Origin of the sequence: Proteus columbae (genome assembly GCF_009914335.1) — a bacterium.
GTDB lineage: Bacteria > Pseudomonadota > Gammaproteobacteria > Enterobacterales > Enterobacteriaceae > Proteus.
The window spans coordinates 1,705,052-1,727,988 of record NZ_CP043925.1; the positions used below are offsets into that span (position 1 = coordinate 1,705,052).

Below are 22,937 nucleotides of genomic sequence, written 5' to 3' on the forward strand. Positions count from 1 at the left end.
TTAATATAGATACAAAAAAAAGCCAGTTCAAATGAACTGGCTTTATCAATAGAGGTAGATAACGTTTATTTTACGGTAAGCTCAGTTTCTTCATCTTGGTTGAAGACAGCTTTGTCCGTTTGTCCCATAATTTGACTGGTGATTGTACCTGCTGTCATTGAGCCACTAACGTTTAATGCTGTACGTCCCATATCAATTAACGGCTCTACTGAGATTAACAGAGCAACTAATGTCACTGGTAAGCCCATTGCAGGTAAAACGATAAGGGCTGCAAATGTTGCACCACCACCCACGCCAGCAACACCAGCAGAGCTAACAGTTACGATAGCCACTAAAGTTGCGATCCACATTGGATCTAATGGGTTAATTCCCACGGTAGGCGCAACCATAACAGCTAACATCGCAGGGTAAATACCCGCACAACCATTTTGACCAATTGTTGTACCAAAAGACGATGAGAAGCTTGCGATAGATTCAGGTACACCAACACGTTTAATTTGAGTTTCAATATTTAACGGAATACTTGCAGCACTTGAGCGGCTTGTAAATGCAAATGCTAATAAAGGCCCCGCTTTTTTGAAGAATTTAATAGGGTTTAAACCCGTGAAGCTGACCAGTAATCCATGAACAACAAACATTAAGCCAATAGCAACATAAGAGGCAACAACAAAGCTTCCTAATTGAATGATGTCGTGCATATTTGAGCTTGCAACAACCTTAGTCATTAGAGCCATTACACCATAAGGTGTTAACATCATAACAATACGAACCAGCTTCATGATCCATGATTGTAGGCAATCAATCGCGGCTAAAACTTTCTCACCACGAGGCTGGTCTTCTTTGAGTAATTTCAATGCAGCCATGCCTAAGAAAGTTGCAAAGATAACAACGCTAATAATCGATGTTGAGCTTGCACCTGTTAAATCAGCAAATGGATTTTTAGGAATAAATGACAAAATAAGCTGTGGCATCGTTAAGTCAGAAACTTTGCCCATGTAATTTTGTTCAAGCGCAATTAAGCGCTGTGCTTCTTGTTCACCTTGTACTAAGCCTTCTGCTGTTAAGCCAAATAGGTTAGCAATAACAATACCGATTAAGGCAGAAATAGCGGTGGTAAATAACAGTGTACCAATAGTGAGACCACTAATTTTTCCTAGTGATGATGCTTGATGCAAACGAGCTACGGCACTAAGAATAGAGGCAAATACTAATGGCATAATGATCATTTGCAACAGCTGTACATAGCCATTACCCACGATATTAAACCAAAGAATAGATTCTTTAATAATAGGATCGTGTGAGTCATAGAATGCGTGTAGTGCTAGTCCAAAAGCAACACCAAAAACTAAACCAACAAGAACTTTCTTTGAAAGGCTCCACTGACGTTGACTTAATTTAGCCAAGATGAGTAATAGCACAACAAAGACGAGTACGTTAATAATTAACGGAAAATTCATCTTAACTCTCCAACGAGATCTTTATTTATATAAATTCAACGATTGTATGCGATATGAGTTCTTAGGTAATAAGAAAGGATATAACAGCATCAATTCGTTATATAGTAACAGGGTTGTTAATAACTTTTTATAATTAATTAGTATTTTATATAATCGTTTGGTTATAAAGACAAGGAAAGTAGGTATAAAAAGATGTAAGAATTTATAAATAAATAGAAAAACGTAGGGTTTTGTCAAGGGATGTTAAAAGTTAGTGCGCTTATCGTGGTACATCTGTAACCAGTTGTTGACTTGCGAAGGCAGGGTAACAGTAAGGTGTGGAGGTAAAAAAAGTGCGCCAACAAGGATCAAAACAGAAATAAATCTCTCGCCTTTTTTATTATTCTTTTTACCTAAAATAGGTAATGCAAAACGCATTTTTAAAGGCCACAAGAAAGGAACGCCCGCAGGAGTTAACATATCGGCAATGAGATGACTAAGATAACCCAATAAAAGGGCATGGAAGATATCGGCAGAAATATCCCAACGTGGTGAAACTTGGGTTTCCCACAAAATAGCTAAACCACAAAACGCAAGTAAACTATGCGTAAAACCTCGATGACCACAGAGCTTTGATAGCGGCAGAGAAATAATACGGAATAATCGCCCAAGAATAGAGCCAGGGTGATCTAAATCAGGAAGAAGTGAGCCTAATAAGACAGCAGGGATCATGTGAAACCAATCACCATCAGCAAGAGCTGGTGTTATTTCAAGCTTCTGTGCTAACACAAGTGTTGCCACAGAAAAAAGTAGATGTCCTTCTGCTGTCATTCCATATCTGTTCGTTTGCTGTTCATTTATACAGTAATGAAGTATAAAAGGTTTTGACGATAACTAACAGACAAAAAAGATAAAAATTGTCTTAAATATTAAGGAATAACGGGAGTATTTTATTTGATTGATTTAAAAATGATCGAATTTAGGATAAGAAACTAAAAAGTAAGATAACAGCGAATGGCAGTAAGCAAAATATATAAGAGGAATACTTAAAAGTAGAAAATGGCTCGCGAGGCGATAAACATTAAAAATAGAACAAAAAGGATATCTGACAAGGCAAGATATCCTTTTTATTTATGGAAATTAGCCTAATAAATGCAGTTGTGTTAGCTCATTGAGTGATGCAATTTTTACATCAGCTAAGCCCCATTGTTTATCATTAAATTGTTCTGTTGCTGGTACAACGATAGAGCGCATTCTTGCACCTTTACAAGCAATCATACCATTGCGAGAATCTTCTAATGAGACACAGTGGATAGGATCAAGATTAAGTGCTTTAGCTGCGTTTAGATAAACCTCAGGGTGTGGTTTGCTGTGTGGTAATTCATCAGCAGACACGACGGCTGAGAAGTAATGGCGAATATTAAACAACTCAAGTACACGCTCAAGCATAAAATCAGGAGATGCCGATGCAAGTGCAATTTTTAACCCTGATGATTTGCAAAGTTCTAAGGCATGTTCAACACCTGGTAATAGTGGCTTTGTTTCTTCAACCAATTTGACAACACGAGAAACCATTTTTTGTTTTGCTTCTTGTTTTGAAACGCCTTGCCAAGGTGATGCTCTATACCATAAATCAATGACTTCATTTATTCTTAACCCAACCATATCGGGCATTGCCGATGCAAGGGATAAATCGACGCCTAATTCAGCAAAGACCTCATGTTCTGCTTGCTGCCAAAATGGTTCAGAGTCGATTAATAAACCATCCATATCAAATATTGCAGCTTCAATAGGGAATTTAAAAGACATGTTACTCTCCATAAATAAGGTCTATGTTGTCGAGTGGCGATTGTAGCAAGAGTTACAAGGAAAATCTTTTTAATCAGTTTCTTATTTATTTTGTAAAATAAATAGAGAGAATAGCTACTATTAATTTATTGTCGTATTAGCCGTTAACTAGACTACGATAAACAGATAAGATATTGACGAATTCTATTAGTGAGGATGTGATGAGTTATCAATATGCAGGATTGTATGCCATTTTAAATCGTGTACTTGGCTGGCTTATTTTTATTCCTGCCTTTATTTCGACAGCCGTATCATTGACAGGATTGGCTGCAATACAACGCCCAAGTGGTGATGGTGTAAATGCCGTAATTAATGACTTTTTTCGTGTATTAGCGGAAATGGTGCAATTTAACACACCTTTTTTAGGTTTTTTCTGGAGAAATTCACCTATCCCTAATACTCAAATGGGGTTTAGCCAAGAAAATATCACTTTTTTTGTCATTTTTCTTTTTATGTTTATTGGTTTAGCATTCAGCGCATCAGGATTACGAATTTATCGCCAAGTGAAATATTTGAAAGAAAATATACAAGATCAGCTTATTATCGAACGCGCAATGAAAAGTGGTGTGACGGCTGAGGAGTTGCAACAAAATATCAAATTACCGCGACATACTATCTTTACTCAAATTATGGTGCTTTATCTGTCACCTTTGGTTGTTATTGCAATAGGTTATTTCTTGATGAAATTTTTAGGATGGTAATACTGCTTTAAAGTGAACGAGGACGGTTCATTGATATTAACTGAAGGGAAAAATAAACCTCGCACAACCGAATCTGGCGAGGTTATATTTTTTAGTTTATGTATCTTGTCTCAGAGCTACTTCACACTTTTCCTATTAAGGTGTTGCTAATAGGTCATCAATTATTTTTCTGACTTCTAAATAATTTTCTTCGCCCCCAAATAAATTACAACGGTTGAGGAAGAAATAGAGTTGGTAAATAGGCTGACGTGATAAAAACTTATCTGATAATGGCCAAACGCTTTGATAACCATCGAAAATATTTGCAGGCACTGCTGTGCAAAGTGGTAACATCGCGATATCACACTCTCGATCTCCCCAATAACAAGCAGGATCGAATACCGTACCTTCTGATTGACCAATCGCAGCACAGTTTTTAGGCCATAAGTTGCCGTGAAGCAGAGAGGGTTGTGGATTATGATCAGCAAGGCGATGATTGATGATTTGAATTATCTCGTCGATATCCCCAAAAATCATGCCTTTCTCAGAAGCTAGTTGTAGCTGAAAACCAATACGTTTTTCTGAATAAAAGTGATTCCAGCGTTTTTCCCAGCTATTGAGTTGAGGTGTTGTATCGATTTGGGTGTCGAAATCAAAGCCATAGCTAGGTTGATCTTCCCACTGATGTAGTCTTGCTAGTTGTTGTCCAAAACAGTAGGCGCTATGAGGTGTAAATGGTTGAACAGGCAAAAATTCAAGGAGTAGAAAACTGGCATCTTTACTATTACCGATACCAAGAACCCGAGGTGTTCGAATGGTTTGACTTTTTGCCAACATTTCGAGTTGTTCTGCTTCATTTTTAAAATTAGGCAGAAATTCACGCAAATTAGATTTCACAAAAACTGGCGTTTCACCATAATAAATTTTCCATGTATGATGAATATCGCCACTAGAAAGGTGGATTTTTTCGTTTATCTTTGCTGAAAATCCTAAGTTTGATTCCAGTAAACGACCTATATTCTGCCACATACTTACACCTCGCAAAGTTGTTTACTTAGTAGACCCAAATAAAATAATAACGAGCGATGTTTATACTATGACAATAACACTTTAATTAAACCAATAAAGTATAAAGCTAAAAAACGGGATGATTATCCCGTTTTTGCTAAGATAAAGAATATTATCAGGCGTTAGCGGGTTTTGTTTGTCGCTTTATTTTTGCCAATTTTATCTGATTACAGAGTAACGCAATAATAAAGAATACAGCTTGCGTTAGCACAATACATGGGCCTGTTGCTCCATCAATATGGAAACTAATAAATGTCCCTATAACGCTAGATGCGACAGAAAATACAATTGCTAACATAATCATGCGTGAAAAACTGCGTGTTAATAAATACGCGGTGATCCCCGGTGAAATAAGCATGGCGACAACTAAAATAATCCCAACAGCCTGCATTGAAGCAACAATAGTTAATGCCAAAATAGACAACAATCCATAGTGCAATAATGTGACAGGTAAACCAACAATCCTTGCTTGGTTAGGATCAAAGCAATAAAGCATAAAATCTTTTTGCTTAACAAGCATAATAGTGATGGTGATTACACAGATAATACTAATTTGAGTTAATACATCAGGTGTAATGCCTAAAATATTACCAAATAAAATATGCATTAAATGTTGGTCTGTATCGACACTGGCAAAAATGACCAAACCCACTGCAAACATACCTGAGAACACAATTCCCATCACAGTATCTTCTTTAATGCGACTGTGATCTTTTAAATAACCCGTGGCAAAAGAGCAAAATAGACCTGAAAGAAAGGCGCCTACTGTTAACGGGATTGCGGTGACATAAGCAAGAACAACTCCGGGTAAAACAGCGTGAGAGATTGCATCTCCCATCAAAGACCAGCCTTTTAATACCATATAGCAAGATAAAATTGCACAGGCGATACCTATGATAATGGCTGCAATAATAGCGCGTTGCATAAACGGGTATTGAAAAGGCTCAATGAAAAACTCCATCAACTCATTCATAGTTTCACCTCTTCTGGTTTTGTTGATCCTTTATGCTGATGAGATTGTGTGATCAACTGTTGTGAACTCTGACGAGCACGACGGCGAGCGGCTAACATACCGTGTTTAGGGGCAAATAAGAAAGCCAACAAAAAGAGTGATGTTTGCATTGTGACAATCACACCACCTGTTGCACCATTAAAGAAGTAGCTAAGATAAGCGCCTACTGCACTTGTGATTGTGCCGATACAGATAGCAATAATGGCAAGTCGTTTGAATTGGTCTGTGAGTAAATAAGCCGTTGCACCAGGAGTCACTACCATAGCAATGACAAGAATGGCGCCAACAGTTTGAAGAGCCGCAACAGTACATGCGCTCAAAAGAGTAAAAAAGATAATTTTTAATTTTAGTGGCGATAAGCCGATTGATTTTGCATGAACTTCATCAAAAAAAACCACCAGCAAGTCTTTCCAAATACAAAATAAAACTAAGAAAGAGACACCTGTAATAATCACAACTTGCCATACATCTTCATCAGCAATACCTAAAATATTTCCGAGAATGATGGTCTGAACGTTGACGGCTGTCGGTTTAAGCGAAACCAGCAACAGGCCAAAGGCAAAAAAAGTGGAGAAAATAAAACCAATAACGGCATCTTCACGAAGGCGTGTGATATGACGAATAAATGTCATTGATAATGCGGCAAGCAAACCCGTAAAAAAAGCACCGACTGCATAAGGCAAACCTAATATATAAGCCCCCGCAACACCGGGAACAACTGAGTGGGAAAGGGCATCTCCCATTAACGACCAACCTTTCAAAATAAGATAGGATGAAAGAAAAGCGCAGACAGCACCGACTAAGGCACTCACCCAAATTGCTTTCACCATATAGTTATATTCAAAAGGTTGTAGGAGTAAATCTAGCATGGCTAATCTCCTTGTTTGCGCTGGCTTTGGTGCGCTGGAGTGTGTTCTTCTTGATGACCATAAAAGACAGCAGCACGTTCATCATCGGTAATGACAGTGAGTGAACGAGGATCGTCATCATCATGAAGATCAGAACCCGATAGGCTAATGTGACGTAAAACACCACCAAATGCGTGCTCTAAGTTTTTCTGTGTAAATGTCGTTTCAGTTGGACCACTGTCTAACACTGTTCTATTGATTAAAATAACGTGGTCACAAAATTCAGGTACACTTCCCAAGTTATGAGTTGAAACTAAAACTAAGTGGCCTTCTTCGCGCAAATTGCGCAGCAGCTCGATAATGGCATTTTCTGTTTTAACATCGACACCAGTAAAAGGTTCATCGAGTAATAAAACAGTACCTTCTTGAGCCATTGCTCGAGCTAAGAAAACACGTTTTTTCTGACCGCCAGAAAGTTCACCAATTTGGCGATGCCCTAAGCCTGACAAGCCAACGCGTTCTAATGATGCTTCAACAACTTCATGGTCACGTTTTGAAGGAATACGAAAAAATCCCATTTTTCCATAACGCCCCATCATTACAACATCAGAAACGAGGACGGGAAAATTCCAGTCAACTTCTTCTGTTTGTGGAACATAGGCGATCATATTTTGTTTTAACGCCTGCTGGATTGGGCTACCGTTTAACGTCACTTTTCCTTTAGAGGGCTTTACCAGCCCCATAATGGTTTTAAATAGTGTGGATTTACCACTACCATTGATACCCACTAGGGCACAAATAGTACCACCAGTGATAGAGAAACTTGCATCGAAAATAGCCGTATGACCGTTGTTGTAAGTCACTGTGGCATTATCAACAGTCAACGTAGGATTAGCTTTTATATTGTTCATTGCCCAAATCCTTTCGCAATTGTATCTACTGTAATAGTAATCAAATCAATATAAGTAGGAACTTCGCCACCTTCAGCGGAAAGTGAGTCAACATAAAGAACACCACCGTATTTTGCGCCAGTTTCTTTACTTACTTGTTTAGCTGGCTTATCTGAAATTGTACTTTCACTAAAGACAACAGGGATCTTGTGTTCTCTAACGGTATCAATCACATATTTAACCTGCTGTGGTGTGCCTTGTTCTTCTGCATTGATGGGCCATAAATAAACTTCTTTAAAGCCATAGTCATTAGTTAAATAGCTGAATGCACCTTCACTGGTCACTAACCAACGCGCTTCTTGTGGAATACGGGATAGTCTTTCTCTTAATGGTGCGTCAAGCTGTTTAATTTTTTCTGCGTAGCGTGCCGCATTTTGATTATAAATAGCCGCATTATCGGGATCGTGTTCAACAAGTGCCTTGCGAATATTTTCAATATAAATTAATGCATTATTCGGTGACATCCACGCATGTGGGTTAGGATTGTTTTTGTAAGCACCTTCCCTAATTGCCATTGGTGTGATGCCTTCAGTGACAACAACTGCAGGTACGTTACGTAACTCATTAAAAAAGCGTTCAAACCAACGTTCAAGGTTTAAGCCATTCCATAAGATAAGATCAGCCTTTTGAGCTTTTACAATATCTTTAGGAGTAGGTTGGTAATCGTGAATTTCAGCGCCAGGTTTTGTGATTGATTCGACAATAGCTGCATCTCCAGCTACATTTTGAGCGATATCTTGAATGATAGTAAATGTGGTGACGACTTTTAGTTTATCTTTTGCTTGTGTAGGTGCTGTTAAAAATACGGATGCCATAAGGCATAAAGCCGTAAGTGAAAGTTTGTTTACAGAGCGAAATATATCCATATTATTATTGCCTTATAGTTGCAGAGTTATTTTCTCAATTGATAATGATTATCAATATCATTTCAAAAAAGTCAAGTTATCTCTGTGTAAAAAGCTTCATTTGATAACGACCAGAAATAAGATAACAACATGTATTCCAATAAATGTTAAGTAGATTGTCGAGTTTTGTCACAAAAATTAACAATAGTTCGTAACTATTTGTGTAAAAGGTTATTTTTATTACGTATAAAAATACACTTTCCCTTATTAATCCAATGTGGATTATGTCTCTACAGTTTTTATCGCTACCTTTCAATATCGCTTTTACATTGCATTTAACGCACGTTATTTATTAAAAAATAAGCAATAACACAATATAAACCTGCTATGGCTAGATTCTATTCTGATTAATATATTTGGGAGATAATATTGTGAATAGGATAGATTTGAGATAAAACGCACACACTAGAAGTCGTAATAGATTGATTTATTTCTCATGTTTTGCCATATTTTAGCATGCATTTTTGCATGAAAATAGAATAATATATCTATAAATCATTGATATATAAAACATGTCTTCGTACAACCCTTTATGCAAAAGGATAAAACGTGAAAGTAAACATCATCTTTTCTTTGGCAATTTTGCTTCTTGCTGGTTGTGCTGATCATGCTCGTCAACCTGTTCAAAAAGAAACATCACGATTCTTAAGCCAAAAACCAGTAGAGAACCGCGTTAATAATGCTTCAATTTCAACGGCACAATGGAAATCAACACCTTTTGATAACCATATACAGCAAGCATCAAGCCGTTACGATGTTGATGAAACCTTAATTAAGGCGATTATCCAAGTTGAATCAAACTTTAGACCTGAAGTTATTAGCAAATCAAATGCAGTTGGATTAATGCAAATTAAAGCATCAACTGCGGGAAGAGATGTTTACCAAAATAGAGGTAAGGCAGGGCAGCCAACAACTGCTCAACTAAAAGATCCCGCCATTAATATCGATTTGGGTACAGCTTATATTCAATTATTAAGAGAGCGCCACCTTGTTGGTATTGCCGATCCTGAAACTCTTTATTACGCCACTATCCTTGCTTATGTGAATGGCGCAGGCGCTTTATTAAGAACATTTGATAAAGATAGAGATAATGCCATCGCTAAAATTAATTCAATGAGTGCGGATGATTTTTATCGTTATGTCGAAAAAAATCATCCAGCTTCTCAAGCGCCGCGTTATTTAGCAAAAGTGAGAGCGGCTTACCATGCAGGTGATAATTAATCTGGCAAATTAGCAGCGGCTTGAGCCTGTTTTAATAAAGCTGGCAAATCAGCAATAATTTCAAGAACGCCATTGATCATAAACTGAACGCCCATACAGATTAATAAAAATCCCATTACGCGAGAAATAGCGTCAATACCGCTGTGGCCTAAATACTTCATAATGCTGGTGGAGCCACGAAGTGATACCCAAACAATAACGCTAATTAAAAAGAAGCTTGTCACAGGGGCGATATACAATACCCATTGTGCAATATCAGTACGTGAGGGAATTGAAGCCGCCGTACTGATTATCATTGCAATTGTTCCGGGGCCTGCGGTACTTGGCATTGCTAAAGGAACAAAGGCAATATTAGGCTCTTTGGGATTACGATGTGGATTGTTATCGTCTGAAATAGGATCATCGACATTAGGTGTATTTGGAAACAGCATACTAAAGCCAATAAAGGCAACTATCATTCCGCCTGCAATACGAAGACCGGGGATCGAAATACCAAAGGTTGTCATTATGATCCGTCCCGCATAGAACGCGATGGTCATAATAAGGAAAATATACACACATGCCATTAAGGATTGTTGATTACGTTGTTCCTTTGTCATATTGCCTGAAAGGCCAAGCCAAAGAGCAACAGTCGTTAATGGATTAGTTAAAGGCAAAAGCAAAATAAGACCAAGACCGATAGCCTGAAAAAACTGGTAAACAGAGTGCATGGAATATAAAAGCTCCCAATAACAGGTAATTAAGGAGTAATTATGATAACAAATTAAACGAGATAAAAGTTATTTTCCTCGTAATATTCTTAATGTTTATTAGTATTTTTTCATAAGCCATTCTAAATGCATTTTTACCGATCCCCAGTCATAATCAGTAATGCTATAAACGCAAGTATCTCTTTTTTGTCCCGTCGTCGTTAATCTATGATTACGTAAAATACCATCCAGTTTTGCACCAAGTCGTTCAATCGCTCTACGGCTAGTTTGATTTAATATATGAGTACGAAATTCAACAGCAATGCATTGCAAGTCTTCTAAGGCATATTTAAGTAAGAGATATTTAGCTTCTGTGTTTATTCCTGTTCTTTGTACTTCTTTGGTATACCACGTTGAACCAATTTCTAATCTTGGAGTTTGGCTATCAATATTCATAAAGGTTGTTATGCCAACCACACGGCTATTAGCTTTAGAAATAATGGTAAAAGGTAACATTAATCCTTTTTGTTGTAACTGAAGTTTATGCTCAATATCGTGTTGTAATTCTGTTACTGAAGGAACGGTGGTATACCAAAGCTCATCGGGTCTATCTTTTTCAATTAGTTCATAGAGTTCTGAGTAGTGTTCCATACTTAGGGGCACTAAACGCACAAGTTTTCCTTCTAATGTTGTCCACTCTGTTATTTTTTTCATCATAAATATTCTCTGGGGGGAATAAAAACATATTTCTTAAGAATACTTTTTATACATAACAAATTTATGAATTGATATGGTTATTTAAAAAGTTATTAAAAAGTAGATAAATTTCAGAATGATGAAAATAGAGAAAAAAGAGTGTGAGTGACTCTTTCTCAACAGAGAATGACTGTCTCGCCACAGGTGAGCCAGCATCATGCGTGTTAATCTATAATTCAGTAATAGTGATATAACCATAAACACAATAGATTGGTAAAAAAATGACAGATTTAATTGAATGGGATGATTTTTTACGAGTAGAAATGAGAGTAGGAACGATTATTAGCGCAGAAATAAATAAAAAAGCGAATAAACCTGCTTATGTTATGGAAGTTGATTTAGGTGAATTAGGTATAAAGCGTTCAAGTGCTCAAATTACGGTAAACTATACACCTGAAGAGCTTGTGGGACGTCGTATTTTATGTGTATGTAATTTTCCAGTTAAACGCATTGCAGGTATAAAATCTGAAGTTTTAATTACAGGGGCACCTGATGAAACAGGAGCAATTGTATTGGCTGAGTTTAACTTACCTTTACCAAATGGCTCGCGTTTAGCGTAAATAAGTATCTTGATAAGACACTCTTAAATAGTGATGTTCGGCTGAGTTTTGATATAGTAATTATTCAATAGCAGGATGGATATAAAGGAGTGTCTTTTGTTATTACCTCAATTGCATTTGCGATGTTATACACAAGAGACGGTATCTCATCAGCATGATAATTTATGGCAGATTATTTTCGGGCTTTCGGGTTCGATGGAAGTTAATTTCAATCGAGAAGATTTTCTGATTTCCAATCAAAACTGTTTGATTATCCCTCCAACTATTCATCATGCCTTTTCAGGCAATATAGATAATAAAAATCTTATTCTAGAACTCCCTGCAACGTCTCAATGGCAATTAAGTGAGAAAGGTGGACAATTTGTGTTATCACCAGCAGCCATTGGTTTATTAGAGTGGCTACATCAATATCCTCAACCTCCAGATCAATATTCAACGATCACACGCTTATTACTCGCTCAAATGAAAATACAAAAAGGTTGGCGCGATAGTTTGGATGCTTGGTTAGTGAATAAATTACATACACCATTAACCGCATATGATATTGCTTGCGCTTTTAATACGTCAGTGAGTACGTTACAACGAAAAATGAAAGCAGAGGTGGGAGTATCTGTGATGCAATATGTCACTCAACAGCGACTTAGCAAAGCCGCTGAATTATTAAAATACACATCAGTAAATATTGAAAATATTGCTTTAGTTGTAGGATATGACTCGCATTCTGCTTTTAGTCAGGCATTTCGCCAATACTTTAATAAAAGTCCTACTGAGTATCGACAAGATTAAGCCGTTACACCACTTTATTTCCTGTTGAATAAACTCGAGGGCATAATTTATCGAAGGCGAGTGTGAATAAATAGGTATAGACAAAGAAGAACACTAATATAGTGATTTCCATACTAATTGCTTTGATAAAACCCACGTTATACCACCACATATAAAGTGGAATGGTAAAGAAGAACAGACCTAATTCAAAACTTATTGCATGAGTAAGCCGTACCATAACTGTACGCTTTTTGATTTTTAGTTTTGATTCAATCAATTCAAAGAAAGAATTAAAAATATAATTCCAAATCAAGGCAATAACAGAAACAGCGATTGCAACGGGTAGTGAATTATGTGATTGGCTTTGGCTTAATATCGCTAGTAAAACAGTGCTTAATAAAATCGCAAGAGTTTCAAAGGTAATGGCATAGACTAATTTACGAGAGCGGGGCTTTAGATAAAACACGTTACACACCTTTATATTAACAATGAAGATTCTGGTCCGCCCCAGAGAATGTTATTTTAAAAGCCACGGTTTCCGCTTGCTCGTTATGGTAGTCAAATTAAAGAAAAAATTCTATCTATCTCCCTGTATTAAAAAAAGAGATGTTAAAATTACCGATGAGATAAATGTATAAATCTTTATAGTCTGTGATAATATCCCCCCTGAGTTACGATAAGGCTCAGTGATGCTATGGATATTTATAAAATAAATATGTGTACATAACTGTGTGCAAACCTCGCGAGGTAAAGTGAGAAATTGTCGTAACGTACTGAATATATATGAAATAAAAAGCTTACAAGTGATCTTGCGTATGGGTCACCACTGTAAATAAGGATTTTAAATGCCAATTATTACTCTTCCTGACGGAAGCCAACGTCAATTTGAAAATGCAGTTTCTGTCATGGATGTCGCTGCAGATATCGGTCCTGGACTTGCGAAAGCATGTATTGCAGGCCGTGTTAATGGTGAGCTGGTAGATGCTTGTGAATTAATCGAACATGATGCAAATCTGGCGATTATCACCGCAAAAGATGATGAAGGTCTTGAAATTATTCGTCACTCTTGTGCCCACTTATTGGGACATGCAATTAAACAATTATGGCCACACACCAAAATGGCGATTGGTCCTGTTATTGAAAATGGATTCTACTACGATGTCGATTTAGACCATTCGCTAACACAGGAAGATTTAGACACTCTAGAAAAACGCATGCTAGAGTTGGCGAAAACAGATTATGACGTTATTAAAAAACGCGTAAGCTGGGCTGAAGCTCGTGAAACATTTGTTTCTCGTGGTGAAGACTATAAAGTTGCTATTCTTGACGAAAATATTAGCCAAGATTCTCAACCAGGTCTTTATCATCACCAAGAATATGTTGATATGTGCCGTGGACCACACGTTCCAAACATGCGTTTCTGTCATAACTTCAAATTACAGAAAATCGCAGGTGCATATTGGCGCGGTAACAGCGATAATAAAATGCTACAACGCATTTATGGTACAGCTTGGGCTGATAAGAAACAGTTAAAAGCTTACTTAGATCGCTTAGAAGAAGCGGCTAAACGTGACCACCGCAAAATTGGTAAACAGCTTGATTTATATCATATGCAAGAAGAAGCGCCTGGTATGGCTTTCTGGCATAATGATGGCTGGACTATTTTCCGTGAGTTAGAAACATTTGTACGTTGTAAATTAAAAGAATATGATTACCAAGAAGTAAAAGGTCCATTTATGATGGATCGTGTTCTTTGGGAAAAAACAGGTCACTGGGAAAACTACAAAGAAAACATGTTCACAACATCTTCAGAGAACCGTGAATATTGTATCAAACCAATGAACTGCCCAGGTCACGTACAAATCTTCAAACAAGGTTTACGTTCTTACCGTGATTTGCCATTACGAATGGCTGAATTCGGTAGTTGTCATCGTAATGAACCATCAGGTGCATTGCATGGTTTAATGCGTGTTCGTGGCTTTACACAAGATGATGCGCATATCTTCTGTACTGAAGAACAGATTTTAAGTGAAGTAAATGACTGCATCAAATTGATTTATGATGTATATTCTACTTTTGGATTTGAAAAAATCGTTGTTAAGCTGTCTACTCGCCCAGAAAAACGTATCGGTGAAGATGCATTATGGGATGTTGCTGAAGCAGACTTAGCAAAAGCCTTAACTGATAACAATATTGAATTTGAATATCAGCCAGGCGAAGGGGCGTTTTATGGTCCTAAAATAGAATTTACACTTTACGATTGTTTAGATCGTGCATGGCAGTGTGGTACAGTACAATTAGACTTCTCACTACCAGGTCGTTTAGGCGCATCTTATGTCGCCGAAAACAACGAGCGTAAAGTACCTGTTATGTTACACCGAGCAGTGCTGGGATCCTTAGAACGTTTTATTGGTATTCTGACAGAAGAATACGCAGGATTCTTCCCAACTTGGTTAGCACCACAGCAGGTTGTCGTGATGAATATCACGGATGGACAGGCTGATTATGTACAAAAACTCGTCAAAGAATTGCAAGATGCCGGAATTCGTGCAAAAGCAGACTTGAGAAATGAGAAGATTGGCTTTAAAATTCGTGAACATACTTTACGTCGTGTTCCGTACATGCTTGTCTGTGGAGATAAAGAAGTTGAATCAGGCAAAGTGGCGGTTCGTACTCGTCGAGGAAAAGACCTTGGCAGTATCGACGTTAACGAATTTAAAGAAAAGCTTCTGCAAGAAATTAGAAGCAGAAGTCTTCATCAGTTGGAGGAATAAGGTATTAAAGGCGGAAAAAGAATTCAATCAACGCGTCAGAATCGCATCAATGGTGAGATTCGCGCTCATGAAGTTCGTTTAACAGGTTTAGATGGCGAACAGATTGGAGTTGTTAGTCTGAAAGAGGCTCTTGAGAAAGCCGAGGAAGCAGGTGCTGATTTAGTTGAAATTAGTCCTAATGCCGAGCCGCCGGTTTGTCGTATTATGGACTACGGCAAATTCCTCTATGAGAAAAGTAAGACTCTCAAAGAACAGAAAAAGAAACAAAAAGTTATTCAGGTTAAGGAAGTTAAATTCCGTCCTGGTACAGATGAAGGCGACTATCAGGTCAAACTACGCAACCTGATTCGTTTTCTTGAAGATGGCGATAAAGCCAAAGTCACACTGCGTTTCCGTGGTCGTGAAATGGCACACCAACAAATCGGTATGGAAATGCTTAACCGTATCCGTGAAGATTTGGATGAACTGGCTGCTGTTGAATCTTTCCCTAATAAGATTGAAGGGCGTCAGATGATCATGGTGTTAGCGCCGAAGAAGAAATAGTCGGGCAATTCAAGTAATAGCGTCAGCCTTTAAAGGCTGATTGCTATTCGCCTTATTATTTTATGTTATTAACAATGCGAAGTGGATTATAGAAATGCCAAAGATTAAAACAGTACGCGGCGCAGCTAAGCGCTTTAAAAAAACTGCTGGTGGTGGCTTCAAGCGCAAACATGCTAACCTCCGTCACATTCTGACTAAAAAGTCAACTAAGCGTAAACGTCATTTACGTCCAAAAGGCATGGTCTCTAAAGGAGATTTAGGTCTGGTCGTAGCTTGCTTACCATACGCATAAGTATCACTTTTTTAACAGAATATAGACATTTAGGAGTTTAATATGGCTCGTGCTAAACGTGGTGTTATCGCCCGTGCTCGTCACAAGAAAATTTTAAAGCAAGCTAAAGGTTATTACGGTGCACGTTCTCGTGTATATCGTGTAGCTTTCCAGGCTGTTATCAAAGCTGGTCAATATGCGTACCGTGACCGTCGTCAGAAAAAACGTCAGTTCCGTCAGCTGTGGATCGCGCGTATCAACGCAGCAGCTCGTCAGAACGGTATGTCTTATAGCCGTTTCATCAATGGACTGAAAAAAGCATCCATTGAAATCGACCGTAAGATTCTGGCTGACATCGCTGTATTCGACAAAGTAGCATTCGCTGCTTTAGTTGAAAAAGCGAAAGGTGCTCTGGCTTAATTATTATTAAGCAATGGAAGAGGGAGTTTTCTCCCTCTTTTATTTTGTCTAAATTTGTGGCTTAATGATATAAATTCAATAAGTTAATATTTTAAGAGACATTATCAATGTTAAATATCGCTTTTTTCCGTTTCTTTTTTTACTTTAGCGCCTAATTCAAGGGGGCTTTTGCGCGTAAGAAAAGAAACGAAAAGTAGCGCCTGAGCCTCCAATATGGAGGCTTTTTTGTTTTCAGATCTCAATACTGGGTTAGAAACCAAAAAGGGCAATTTTATTCGTCATCATTGATAACAACTAATAGACCTCATCAGGTCAAAGGAAGAGGAAACGATGCCACATCTCGCTGAACTCGTTGCTCAAGCTAAAGCAGCTATCGAAGAGGCACAGGATGTTGCTGCGCTGGATTCGGTTCGTGTTGAATACTTGGGGAAAAAAGGTCATTTAACGCTTCAGATGTCCACGCTGCGCGACTTACCCGCGGAAGATCGTCCAGCTGCAGGGGCTGTCATTAATCAGGCTAAACAAGAGGTTCAGCAAGCGCTGAATACTCGTAAAGATTATCTTGAATCAGCATTATTAAACGAACGTTTATCTGCTGAGAAAATCGATGTGTCTTTGCCTGGTCGCCGTATTGAAAACGGTGGTCTACACCCAGTAACTCGTACAATTGAACGTATTGAAACTTTCTTTGGCGAATTAGGGTTTTCTGTAGAATCTGGCCCTGAAATCGAAGATGATTATCATAACTTTGATGCGTTGAATATTCCTGCACATCACCCAGCAAGAGCCGACCACGATACTTTCTGGTTTGATGCGAAGCGTTTACTGCGTACACAAACATCAGGTGTACAAATTCGTACCATGCAAGATAAACAGCCGCCTATTCGCATCATTGCACCAGGCCGTGTATATCGTAACGACTACGATCAGACTCACACACCAATGTTCCACCAAATTGAAGGCTTAATTGTTGATAAAGACATTAGCTTTACCAATTTAAAAGGAACACTTCATGATTTCCTAAAAAACTTCTTTGAAGAAGATATGGAAATTCGTTTCCGTCCTTCTTATTTCCCATTCACTGAGCCTTCAGCAGAGGTCGATGTAATGGGTAAGAATGGTAAATGGTTAGAAGTGTTGGGTTGCGGTATGGTTCACCCAAATGTATTACGTAATGTAGGTATCGATCCTGAAGTTTATTCAGGTTTTGCGTTCGGTATGGGTATGGAACGTCTGACTATGTTACGTTACGGTGTCACCGATTTGCGTTCATTCTTCGAAAATGATCTTCGTTTCCTCAAACAGTTTAAATAAGGTGGGATTATCTCATGAAATTCAGTGAACTTTGGTTACGTGAGTGGGTAAACCCAGCGATTAGTAGCGAGGCGCTTTCTGAACAACTGACAATGGCTGGCCTTGAAGTTGACGGCGTTGAAGCTGTTGCCGGTGATTTTCACGGTGTGTTTGTAGGTGAAGTTGTTGAATGTGGACAACACCCTAATGCCGATAAATTGCGTGTAACGAAAGTTAACGTAGGCGGTGACAGATTACTCGATATCGTTTGTGGTGCACCTAACTGCCGACAAGGCCTAAAAGTTGCAGTTGCAACTGTTGGGGCTGTATTACCAGGCGATTTCAAAATTAAAGCAGCAAAACTACGTGGTGAACCTTCTGAAGGTATGCTGTGCTCATTTTCTGAATTAGCTATTTCAGAAAATCATGAAGGTATTATTGAATTACCTGCTGATGCACCTATTGGCATGGATATTCGTGAATACTTAAAATTAAATGATAATGCGATTGAAATTAGCATTACACCAAATCGTGCGGATTGCTTAGGCATTTTAGGTGTTGCTCGTGACATCGCTGTTATCAACAAAATGGAATGCCAAGTACCTGATATGTCGCCTGTTGCGGCAACTTCTTCAGCAACATTCCCTGTGCGTGTTGAAGCGCCAGAAGCGTGTCCACGTTATTTAGGTCGTGTTTTCACTAATATGAATGTGAAAGCAAAAACACCTTTATGGATGCAAGAAAAGTTACGTCGTGGTGGCATTCGCTCTATTGACCCAATTGTTGATATCACCAACTTAATCCTACTTGAAATGGGTCAACCGCTACATGCGTTCGATCTTGATCGCGTTGAAGGTGCTGTTGTTGTTCGTATGGGTAAAGAAGGTGAAAAACTGACTTTACTTGATGGCAATGAAATTACATTAAAAGAAGATGTATTAGTTATTGCTGACGAAAAACAAGCATTAGGTATGGCTGGTATTTTCGGTGGTGAATCATCAGGTGTTAATGAAGAAACGAAAAATGTTTTCTTAGAGTGTGCATTCTTCTCTCCATTATCCATCACAGGCCGTGCACGTCGTTATGGCTTGCATACTGATGCCTCTCATCGTTTTGAGCGTGGTGTTGATTTTGAGCTGCAATACAACGCAATTGAGCGCGCAACTAAGTTACTGTTAGAAATTTGCGGTGGTGAAGTTGGTGAAGTGATTGATGTAACCAATAAAGCACATTTACCAAATATTGCACCAGTTAAATTAACACGTAAAAAATTAGACCGTTTATTAGGTCACGTAATTGATGATGCACAAGTTCTGGATTCATTAACTCGCTTAGGTTTCAACGTTTCTGTTGAAAATGATGGCTGGTTAGCAACAGTTCCTTCTTGGCGTTTTGATGTTCAAATCGAAGAAGATTTGATTGAAGAAGTTGCTCGTATTTATGGTTACAACAATATTCCAGATGTACCATTACGCGCTGATTTGGTGATGACTAATCATCGCGAAGCGAACTTGTCATTAAAACGCGTTAAAACAATGCTAGTAGACAACGGCTTCCAAGAAGCAATTACTTATAGTTTTGTTGATCCTAAGATCCAATCTTTACTACATCCAAATGAAGAAGCATTAATTCTGCCTAATCCAATTTCAGCGGATATGTCAGCAATGAGACTGTCTTTATTAACCGGATTATTGACTACGACTGTATATAATCAGAACCGTCAACAATCTAGAGTTAGGTTATTTGAAGCAGGTCTGCGTTTTGTTCCTGATAATCAAGCAGAATATGGAATACGTCAGGAACTTATGTTAGCTGGTGTGATCGCGGGCAACCGTAATGAAGAACATTGGGGTTTAGAGAAGCAAACTGTTGATTTCTTTGATTTGAAAGGTAATATTGAATCAATTCTGGAATTGACAGGCCAGCTAGATGAAATTACATTTAAACCAGCTAATCATTCAGCACTTCATCCGGGACAAAGTGCTGGGATTTATCTGAGAAATGAATATATTGGCTGTATTGGCGTTGTTCATCCAGAGCTTGAACGTAAACTTGACTTAAACGGTCGTACGGTAGTATTCGAAATACGTTGGAATGCAATTGCAAATCGCAGTTTACCACAAGCAAAAGCAATTTCTCGTTACCCTTCGAATCGTAGAGATATCGCTGTAGTTGTTCCGAATGATGTTGCTGCAGAGGATATTTTAGCCGAATGTAAGAAAGTTGGCGGAAATCAAATAGTTGGCATAAACTTATTTGACGTGTATTGTGGTAAGGGAGTAGCAGAGGGCTATAAAAGCCTCGCTATTAGCATAATCTTGCAGGATATCGAGCATACACTGGAAGAAGATGAGATTGCTGCAACAGTGAGTAACTGTGTAGCAGCATTGAAACAGCGATTCCAAGCATCCTTGAGGGACTAGACCTATGGCGCTTACAAAAGCTGAAATGGCAGAAAATCTGTTTGAAAAACTTGGTGTTAGCAAACGCGATGCAAAAGACCTTGTAGAATCCTTTTTTGAGGAAGTGCGTCGTTCTCTTGAAAATGGAGAACAGGTGAAGCTGTCTGGATTCGGAAACTTTGACCTGCGTGATAAAAATCAGCGCCCAGGTCGTAATCCGAAAACTGGGGAAGACATTCCTATTACAGCTCGCCGTGTTGTTACTTTCCGCCCAGGACAAAAGTTAAAAAGCCGGGTTGAGAGCGCAACACCAAAAGAATAAGATTTAAAAAACATCCAAAACGGCTTTCTTTGAAAGCCGTTTTTTTATCATTATTGTCTGTATTTAATTTTGATGATAAACGCATTAGGATGTTTATATTTATCGATATAGTCTGAATGGATATTTCTATTTGGATGGAAGGTTTTTATTTTTTAGTTATCTTTCTTTTTATTCTCATTTCTTATTTTGACTCTTTCTTTTCATCTCTTGCCTATATCAACACTGTGATAGTTAATCCCAATTTTTTCTTTATTATTAGAGGCTGGCTTACATGTTCTAAATTTAGTTTTTCATCATTGAATACGAACATGTTATGTTGCTAAAAAATTATTTTATAAATAAAAACAGTAAGAGCCGTTGTTGCATGGATAGGGAATGAAATGAATAAAGAAATAAATCCTCTGATTAAATTTACTAAAAGACAACGCATTGACGACAGAAAAAAGCTGTTTCTAATGGCATTTGTATTATGTTTCTTGTTTGTTTTTTCCCTCTCTGTTGGTGAGATTACGTTATTTCCACATCAATGGTTAACAGATGAAGCCCATTTATTTGTTTGGCAGATCCGTTTACCAAGAATACTTGCAGTAGTGACTATTGGTGCCAGCCTAGCAATTGCAGGCGCTATTATGCAGGCACTATTCCAAAATCCACTCGCAGAGCCAGGATTACTAGGAGTAAGCAGTGGTGCGGGAGTGTGTGTTGTATTAATCATTGTTTTACAAATTGGTTTAAGTCCTTGGTTAATAAGTAGTGCGGCGATACTCGGTGCATTAGGGATCACTCTCTTATTAATGTTTTTTACCCGTATAAGAAAGCTGTCTAATGCTCAGTTATTATTAATTGGCGTGGCATTAGGTGTTATGGCAAGCGCGATAATGACTTGGTTGGTTTATTTCAGTTCAGCTTTGGATTTAAGACAATTAATGTATTGGTTGATGGGGAGTTTTAGTGGCATTGATTGGCGTCATCAAATCTTATTTTGGGCTCTTATCCCTATTGTCTTAATTCTTATTCTACAAGCTGATGTTCTTAATTATTTATCTTTGGGGTCATTCAGGGCAAAGCAATTAGGTATATCCGTTAATCAATGGCGAAATTGGTTTATTTTAGCCGTTGGGATATTGATAGGGCTGAGCGTTGCTTTAGCGGGCGCTATAAGCTTTGTAGGGCTTGTTGTACCGCATTTATTAAGACTATGTGGAATAACCCATTATAAAACGTTATTACCCGCGTGCGCGCTTGCTGGTGGTGGATTGTTATTGCTTGCTGATCTGCTATCTCGCTTGATTTTAAATGGTGCAGAAGTTCCGATAGGAGTGATTACAGCAACGCTTGGTGCCCCTTTATTTATCTGGTTATTGGCAACAAAAGAGATGGGGCGTTTGTAATATGGCGTTACTTAAACTTGATAATTTAAGTGTTAATGATCGACTTAACGCATTTACAGAACAAGTAAATTATGGCGAACGTGTTCACTTAATTGGCGCAAATGGCGCAGGAAAGAGCACACTTTTAATGGCAATCGCAGGAGAGCTTCCATTTAATGGTGAAATCATTCTAAACGAAACTTCAATAAGACATTATAAATATGATGATCTTTCTAGAATGCAGAGCATTGTTATACAACAATTGGAAGCTTTGTCATTTATGCCTGTTTTTCATTATCTCTCGCTATATCATAAATTGTCGAAAATGGATGTTCAACAATTAAATATGCTGTTAAATGATTTTAAAATTGACAAATTATTGTCAAAAAACATTCATCATTTATCAGGAGGCGAATGGCAGAGGGTTAGAATTGTTGGCGCATTTATCCAATTATGGTCAAGTTATGATTTAAAAGGAAAATTAATGTTACTTGATGAACCAACGAATAATTTAGATGTCGTACAGTTGGCAATTTTGGATAAATGGGTTGATAAATTTTGCCAACAAGGTGGTGCCGTTATTATGAGTACACATAATTTAAATCATTCTTATCAAAAAGCAGGCAGAGTTTGGCTCATAAAAAATGGATATTTGGTTAATTCTGGCGCATCTGCACTCTTATTGGACGAAAAATTATTATCAACTACATTTAATTCAAATATCAAGTGCATCAATGATGTTGATCATATTGATTGGCGGGTTTTGCAATAATATGGCTATTGTTAAGCTTATCCCCAAGTAAT

The 22,937-nt window shown here is 38.0% G+C and carries 25 protein-coding genes and 1 other annotated feature; of the genes, 14 read left to right on the plus strand and 11 right to left on the minus strand.

Annotated features, from left to right (window positions below):
- Positions 1-65: 65 nt before the first annotated feature.
- From F1325_RS08260 to hxpB, 3 genes are all read right to left on the minus strand, one after another.
- Positions 66-1,457, minus strand: a complete 1,392-nt coding sequence (locus F1325_RS08260; protein ID WP_109372529.1) for an L-cystine transporter — start codon at positions 1,455-1,457, stop codon at positions 66-68.
- A 243-nt stretch (positions 1,458-1,700) separates the two neighbouring features.
- Complete coding sequence (locus tag F1325_RS08265; protein WP_109372528.1) at positions 1,701-2,267, minus strand: metal-dependent hydrolase; 567 nt, start codon at positions 2,265-2,267, stop codon at positions 1,701-1,703.
- Between the two features lie 309 nt (positions 2,268-2,576).
- On the minus strand, positions 2,577-3,245 hold the full coding sequence (gene hxpB, locus F1325_RS08270; protein WP_100158082.1) for a hexitol phosphatase HxpB: 669 nt from the start codon (positions 3,243-3,245) through the stop codon (positions 2,577-2,579).
- 200 nt (positions 3,246-3,445) lie between these two features.
- Here hxpB and F1325_RS08275 point away from each other — a divergent pair, with 200 nt between their 5' ends.
- Positions 3,446-3,985: a YniB family protein gene (locus tag F1325_RS08275; RefSeq protein WP_167514940.1), complete on the plus strand. Its 540-nt coding sequence runs from the start codon at positions 3,446-3,448 to the stop codon at positions 3,983-3,985.
- Between the two features lie 135 nt (positions 3,986-4,120).
- On the opposite strand, the gene F1325_RS08280 is transcribed toward F1325_RS08275, so the two are convergent.
- From F1325_RS08280 to F1325_RS08300, 5 genes are all read right to left on the minus strand, one after another.
- Positions 4,121-4,993, minus strand: a complete 873-nt coding sequence (locus F1325_RS08280) for a fructosamine kinase family protein (RefSeq protein WP_109372525.1) — start codon at positions 4,991-4,993, stop codon at positions 4,121-4,123.
- Between the two features lie 154 nt (positions 4,994-5,147).
- Entirely contained in the window at positions 5,148-6,005 is an 858-nt protein-coding gene (locus F1325_RS08285) for a metal ABC transporter permease (protein WP_109372524.1), read from the minus strand.
- Positions 6,002-6,913 (minus strand): metal ABC transporter permease, encoded by a 912-nt coding sequence (locus F1325_RS08290; RefSeq protein WP_099073583.1) that lies wholly within the window; start codon positions 6,911-6,913, stop codon positions 6,002-6,004. The genes F1325_RS08285 and F1325_RS08290 overlap by 4 nt, the downstream gene beginning before the upstream one ends.
- 2 nt (positions 6,914-6,915) lie before the next feature.
- Positions 6,916-7,803, minus strand: a complete 888-nt coding sequence (locus tag F1325_RS08295) for a manganese/iron ABC transporter ATP-binding protein (RefSeq protein ID WP_109372523.1) — start codon at positions 7,801-7,803, stop codon at positions 6,916-6,918.
- Positions 7,800-8,657 carry a metal ABC transporter substrate-binding protein gene (locus F1325_RS08300; protein WP_244185027.1) on the minus strand — a complete coding sequence of 286 codons (858 nt, stop codon included), beginning with the start codon at positions 8,655-8,657 and terminating at the stop codon, positions 7,800-7,802. Before F1325_RS08300 ends, F1325_RS08295 begins: the two co-directional genes overlap by 4 nt.
- A gap of 639 nt (positions 8,658-9,296) precedes the next feature.
- Here F1325_RS08300 and F1325_RS08305 point away from each other — a divergent pair.
- Positions 9,297-9,968, plus strand: a complete 672-nt coding sequence (locus tag F1325_RS08305) for a transglycosylase SLT domain-containing protein (RefSeq protein WP_109372521.1) — start codon at positions 9,297-9,299, stop codon at positions 9,966-9,968.
- Here F1325_RS08305 and F1325_RS08310 read toward each other — a convergent pair.
- Positions 9,965-10,678, minus strand: a complete 714-nt coding sequence (locus F1325_RS08310) for a MarC family NAAT transporter (protein ID WP_099075216.1) — start codon at positions 10,676-10,678, stop codon at positions 9,965-9,967. The two genes, F1325_RS08305 and F1325_RS08310, sit on opposite strands and share 4 nt — an antisense overlap.
- A 99-nt stretch (positions 10,679-10,777) precedes the next feature.
- Complete coding sequence (locus F1325_RS08315; protein ID WP_109372585.1) at positions 10,778-11,371, minus strand: GNAT family N-acetyltransferase; 594 nt, start codon at positions 11,369-11,371, stop codon at positions 10,778-10,780.
- Between the two features lie 263 nt (positions 11,372-11,634).
- Between F1325_RS08315 and F1325_RS08320 the strand changes: the two genes are divergently transcribed.
- Together F1325_RS08320 and F1325_RS08325 are read left to right on the plus strand one after the other, a co-directional pair.
- Complete coding sequence (locus F1325_RS08320) at positions 11,635-11,973, plus strand: tRNA-binding protein (RefSeq protein ID WP_088495790.1); 339 nt, start codon at positions 11,635-11,637, stop codon at positions 11,971-11,973.
- Between the two features lie 96 nt (positions 11,974-12,069).
- Positions 12,070-12,759 carry a helix-turn-helix domain-containing protein gene (locus F1325_RS08325; protein ID WP_160230313.1) on the plus strand — a complete coding sequence of 230 codons (690 nt, stop codon included), beginning with the start codon at positions 12,070-12,072 and terminating at the stop codon, positions 12,757-12,759.
- 4 nt (positions 12,760-12,763) lie between these two features.
- Here the strand turns inward: F1325_RS08325 and F1325_RS08330 are convergent, their stop codons facing one another.
- Positions 12,764-13,204 carry a PACE efflux transporter gene (locus tag F1325_RS08330; RefSeq protein WP_109372518.1) on the minus strand — a complete coding sequence of 147 codons (441 nt, stop codon included), beginning with the start codon at positions 13,202-13,204 and terminating at the stop codon, positions 12,764-12,766.
- 379 nt (positions 13,205-13,583) lie between these two features.
- Here F1325_RS08330 and thrS point away from each other — a divergent pair, with 379 nt between their 5' ends.
- From thrS to F1325_RS08380, 10 genes are all read left to right on the plus strand, one after another.
- On the plus strand, positions 13,584-15,512 hold the full coding sequence (gene thrS, locus F1325_RS08335) for a threonine--tRNA ligase (RefSeq protein WP_023582384.1): 1,929 nt from the start codon (positions 13,584-13,586) through the stop codon (positions 15,510-15,512).
- 3 nt (positions 15,513-15,515) lie between these two features.
- Positions 15,516-16,055 carry a translation initiation factor IF-3 gene (infC, locus tag F1325_RS08340; protein WP_036937410.1) on the plus strand — a complete coding sequence of 180 codons (540 nt, stop codon included), beginning with the start codon at positions 15,516-15,518 and terminating at the stop codon, positions 16,053-16,055.
- Positions 16,056-16,149: 94 nt separating this feature from the next.
- Positions 16,150-16,347 (plus strand): 50S ribosomal protein L35, encoded by a 198-nt coding sequence (rpmI, locus tag F1325_RS08345; protein ID WP_004263702.1) that lies wholly within the window; start codon positions 16,150-16,152, stop codon positions 16,345-16,347.
- A gap of 42 nt (positions 16,348-16,389) precedes the next feature.
- Positions 16,390-16,746, plus strand: coding sequence for a 50S ribosomal protein L20 (rplT, locus tag F1325_RS08350; protein ID WP_006537111.1), 357 nt, complete (start codon positions 16,390-16,392; stop codon positions 16,744-16,746).
- A 106-nt stretch (positions 16,747-16,852) separates the two neighbouring features.
- Positions 16,853-16,976, plus strand: a sequence feature (Phe leader region).
- Positions 16,854-16,901 (plus strand): pheST operon leader peptide PheM, encoded by a 48-nt coding sequence (gene pheM / locus F1325_RS19555; protein WP_120655563.1) that lies wholly within the window; start codon positions 16,854-16,856, stop codon positions 16,899-16,901. It overlaps the preceding feature by 48 nt.
- Positions 16,977-17,076: 100 nt before the next feature.
- Positions 17,077-18,060 carry a phenylalanine--tRNA ligase subunit alpha gene (pheS, locus tag F1325_RS08360; protein WP_023582383.1) on the plus strand — a complete coding sequence of 328 codons (984 nt, stop codon included), beginning with the start codon at positions 17,077-17,079 and terminating at the stop codon, positions 18,058-18,060.
- Between the two features lie 14 nt (positions 18,061-18,074).
- Positions 18,075-20,462, plus strand: coding sequence for a phenylalanine--tRNA ligase subunit beta (pheT, locus tag F1325_RS08365; RefSeq protein ID WP_109372455.1), 2,388 nt, complete (start codon positions 18,075-18,077; stop codon positions 20,460-20,462).
- 4 nt (positions 20,463-20,466) lie between these two features.
- On the plus strand, positions 20,467-20,763 hold the full coding sequence (gene ihfA, locus F1325_RS08370; RefSeq protein ID WP_023582381.1) for an integration host factor subunit alpha: 297 nt from the start codon (positions 20,467-20,469) through the stop codon (positions 20,761-20,763).
- 380 nt (positions 20,764-21,143) lie between these two features.
- Positions 21,144-22,154, plus strand: coding sequence for a vitamin B12 ABC transporter permease BtuC (gene btuC, locus F1325_RS08375; protein WP_109372454.1), 1,011 nt, complete (start codon positions 21,144-21,146; stop codon positions 22,152-22,154).
- A gap of 1 nt (position 22,155) precedes the next feature.
- Complete coding sequence (locus tag F1325_RS08380; RefSeq protein ID WP_109372453.1) at positions 22,156-22,905, plus strand: vitamin B12 ABC transporter ATP-binding protein BtuD; 750 nt, start codon at positions 22,156-22,158, stop codon at positions 22,903-22,905.
- Positions 22,906-22,937: the final 32 nt, after the last annotated feature.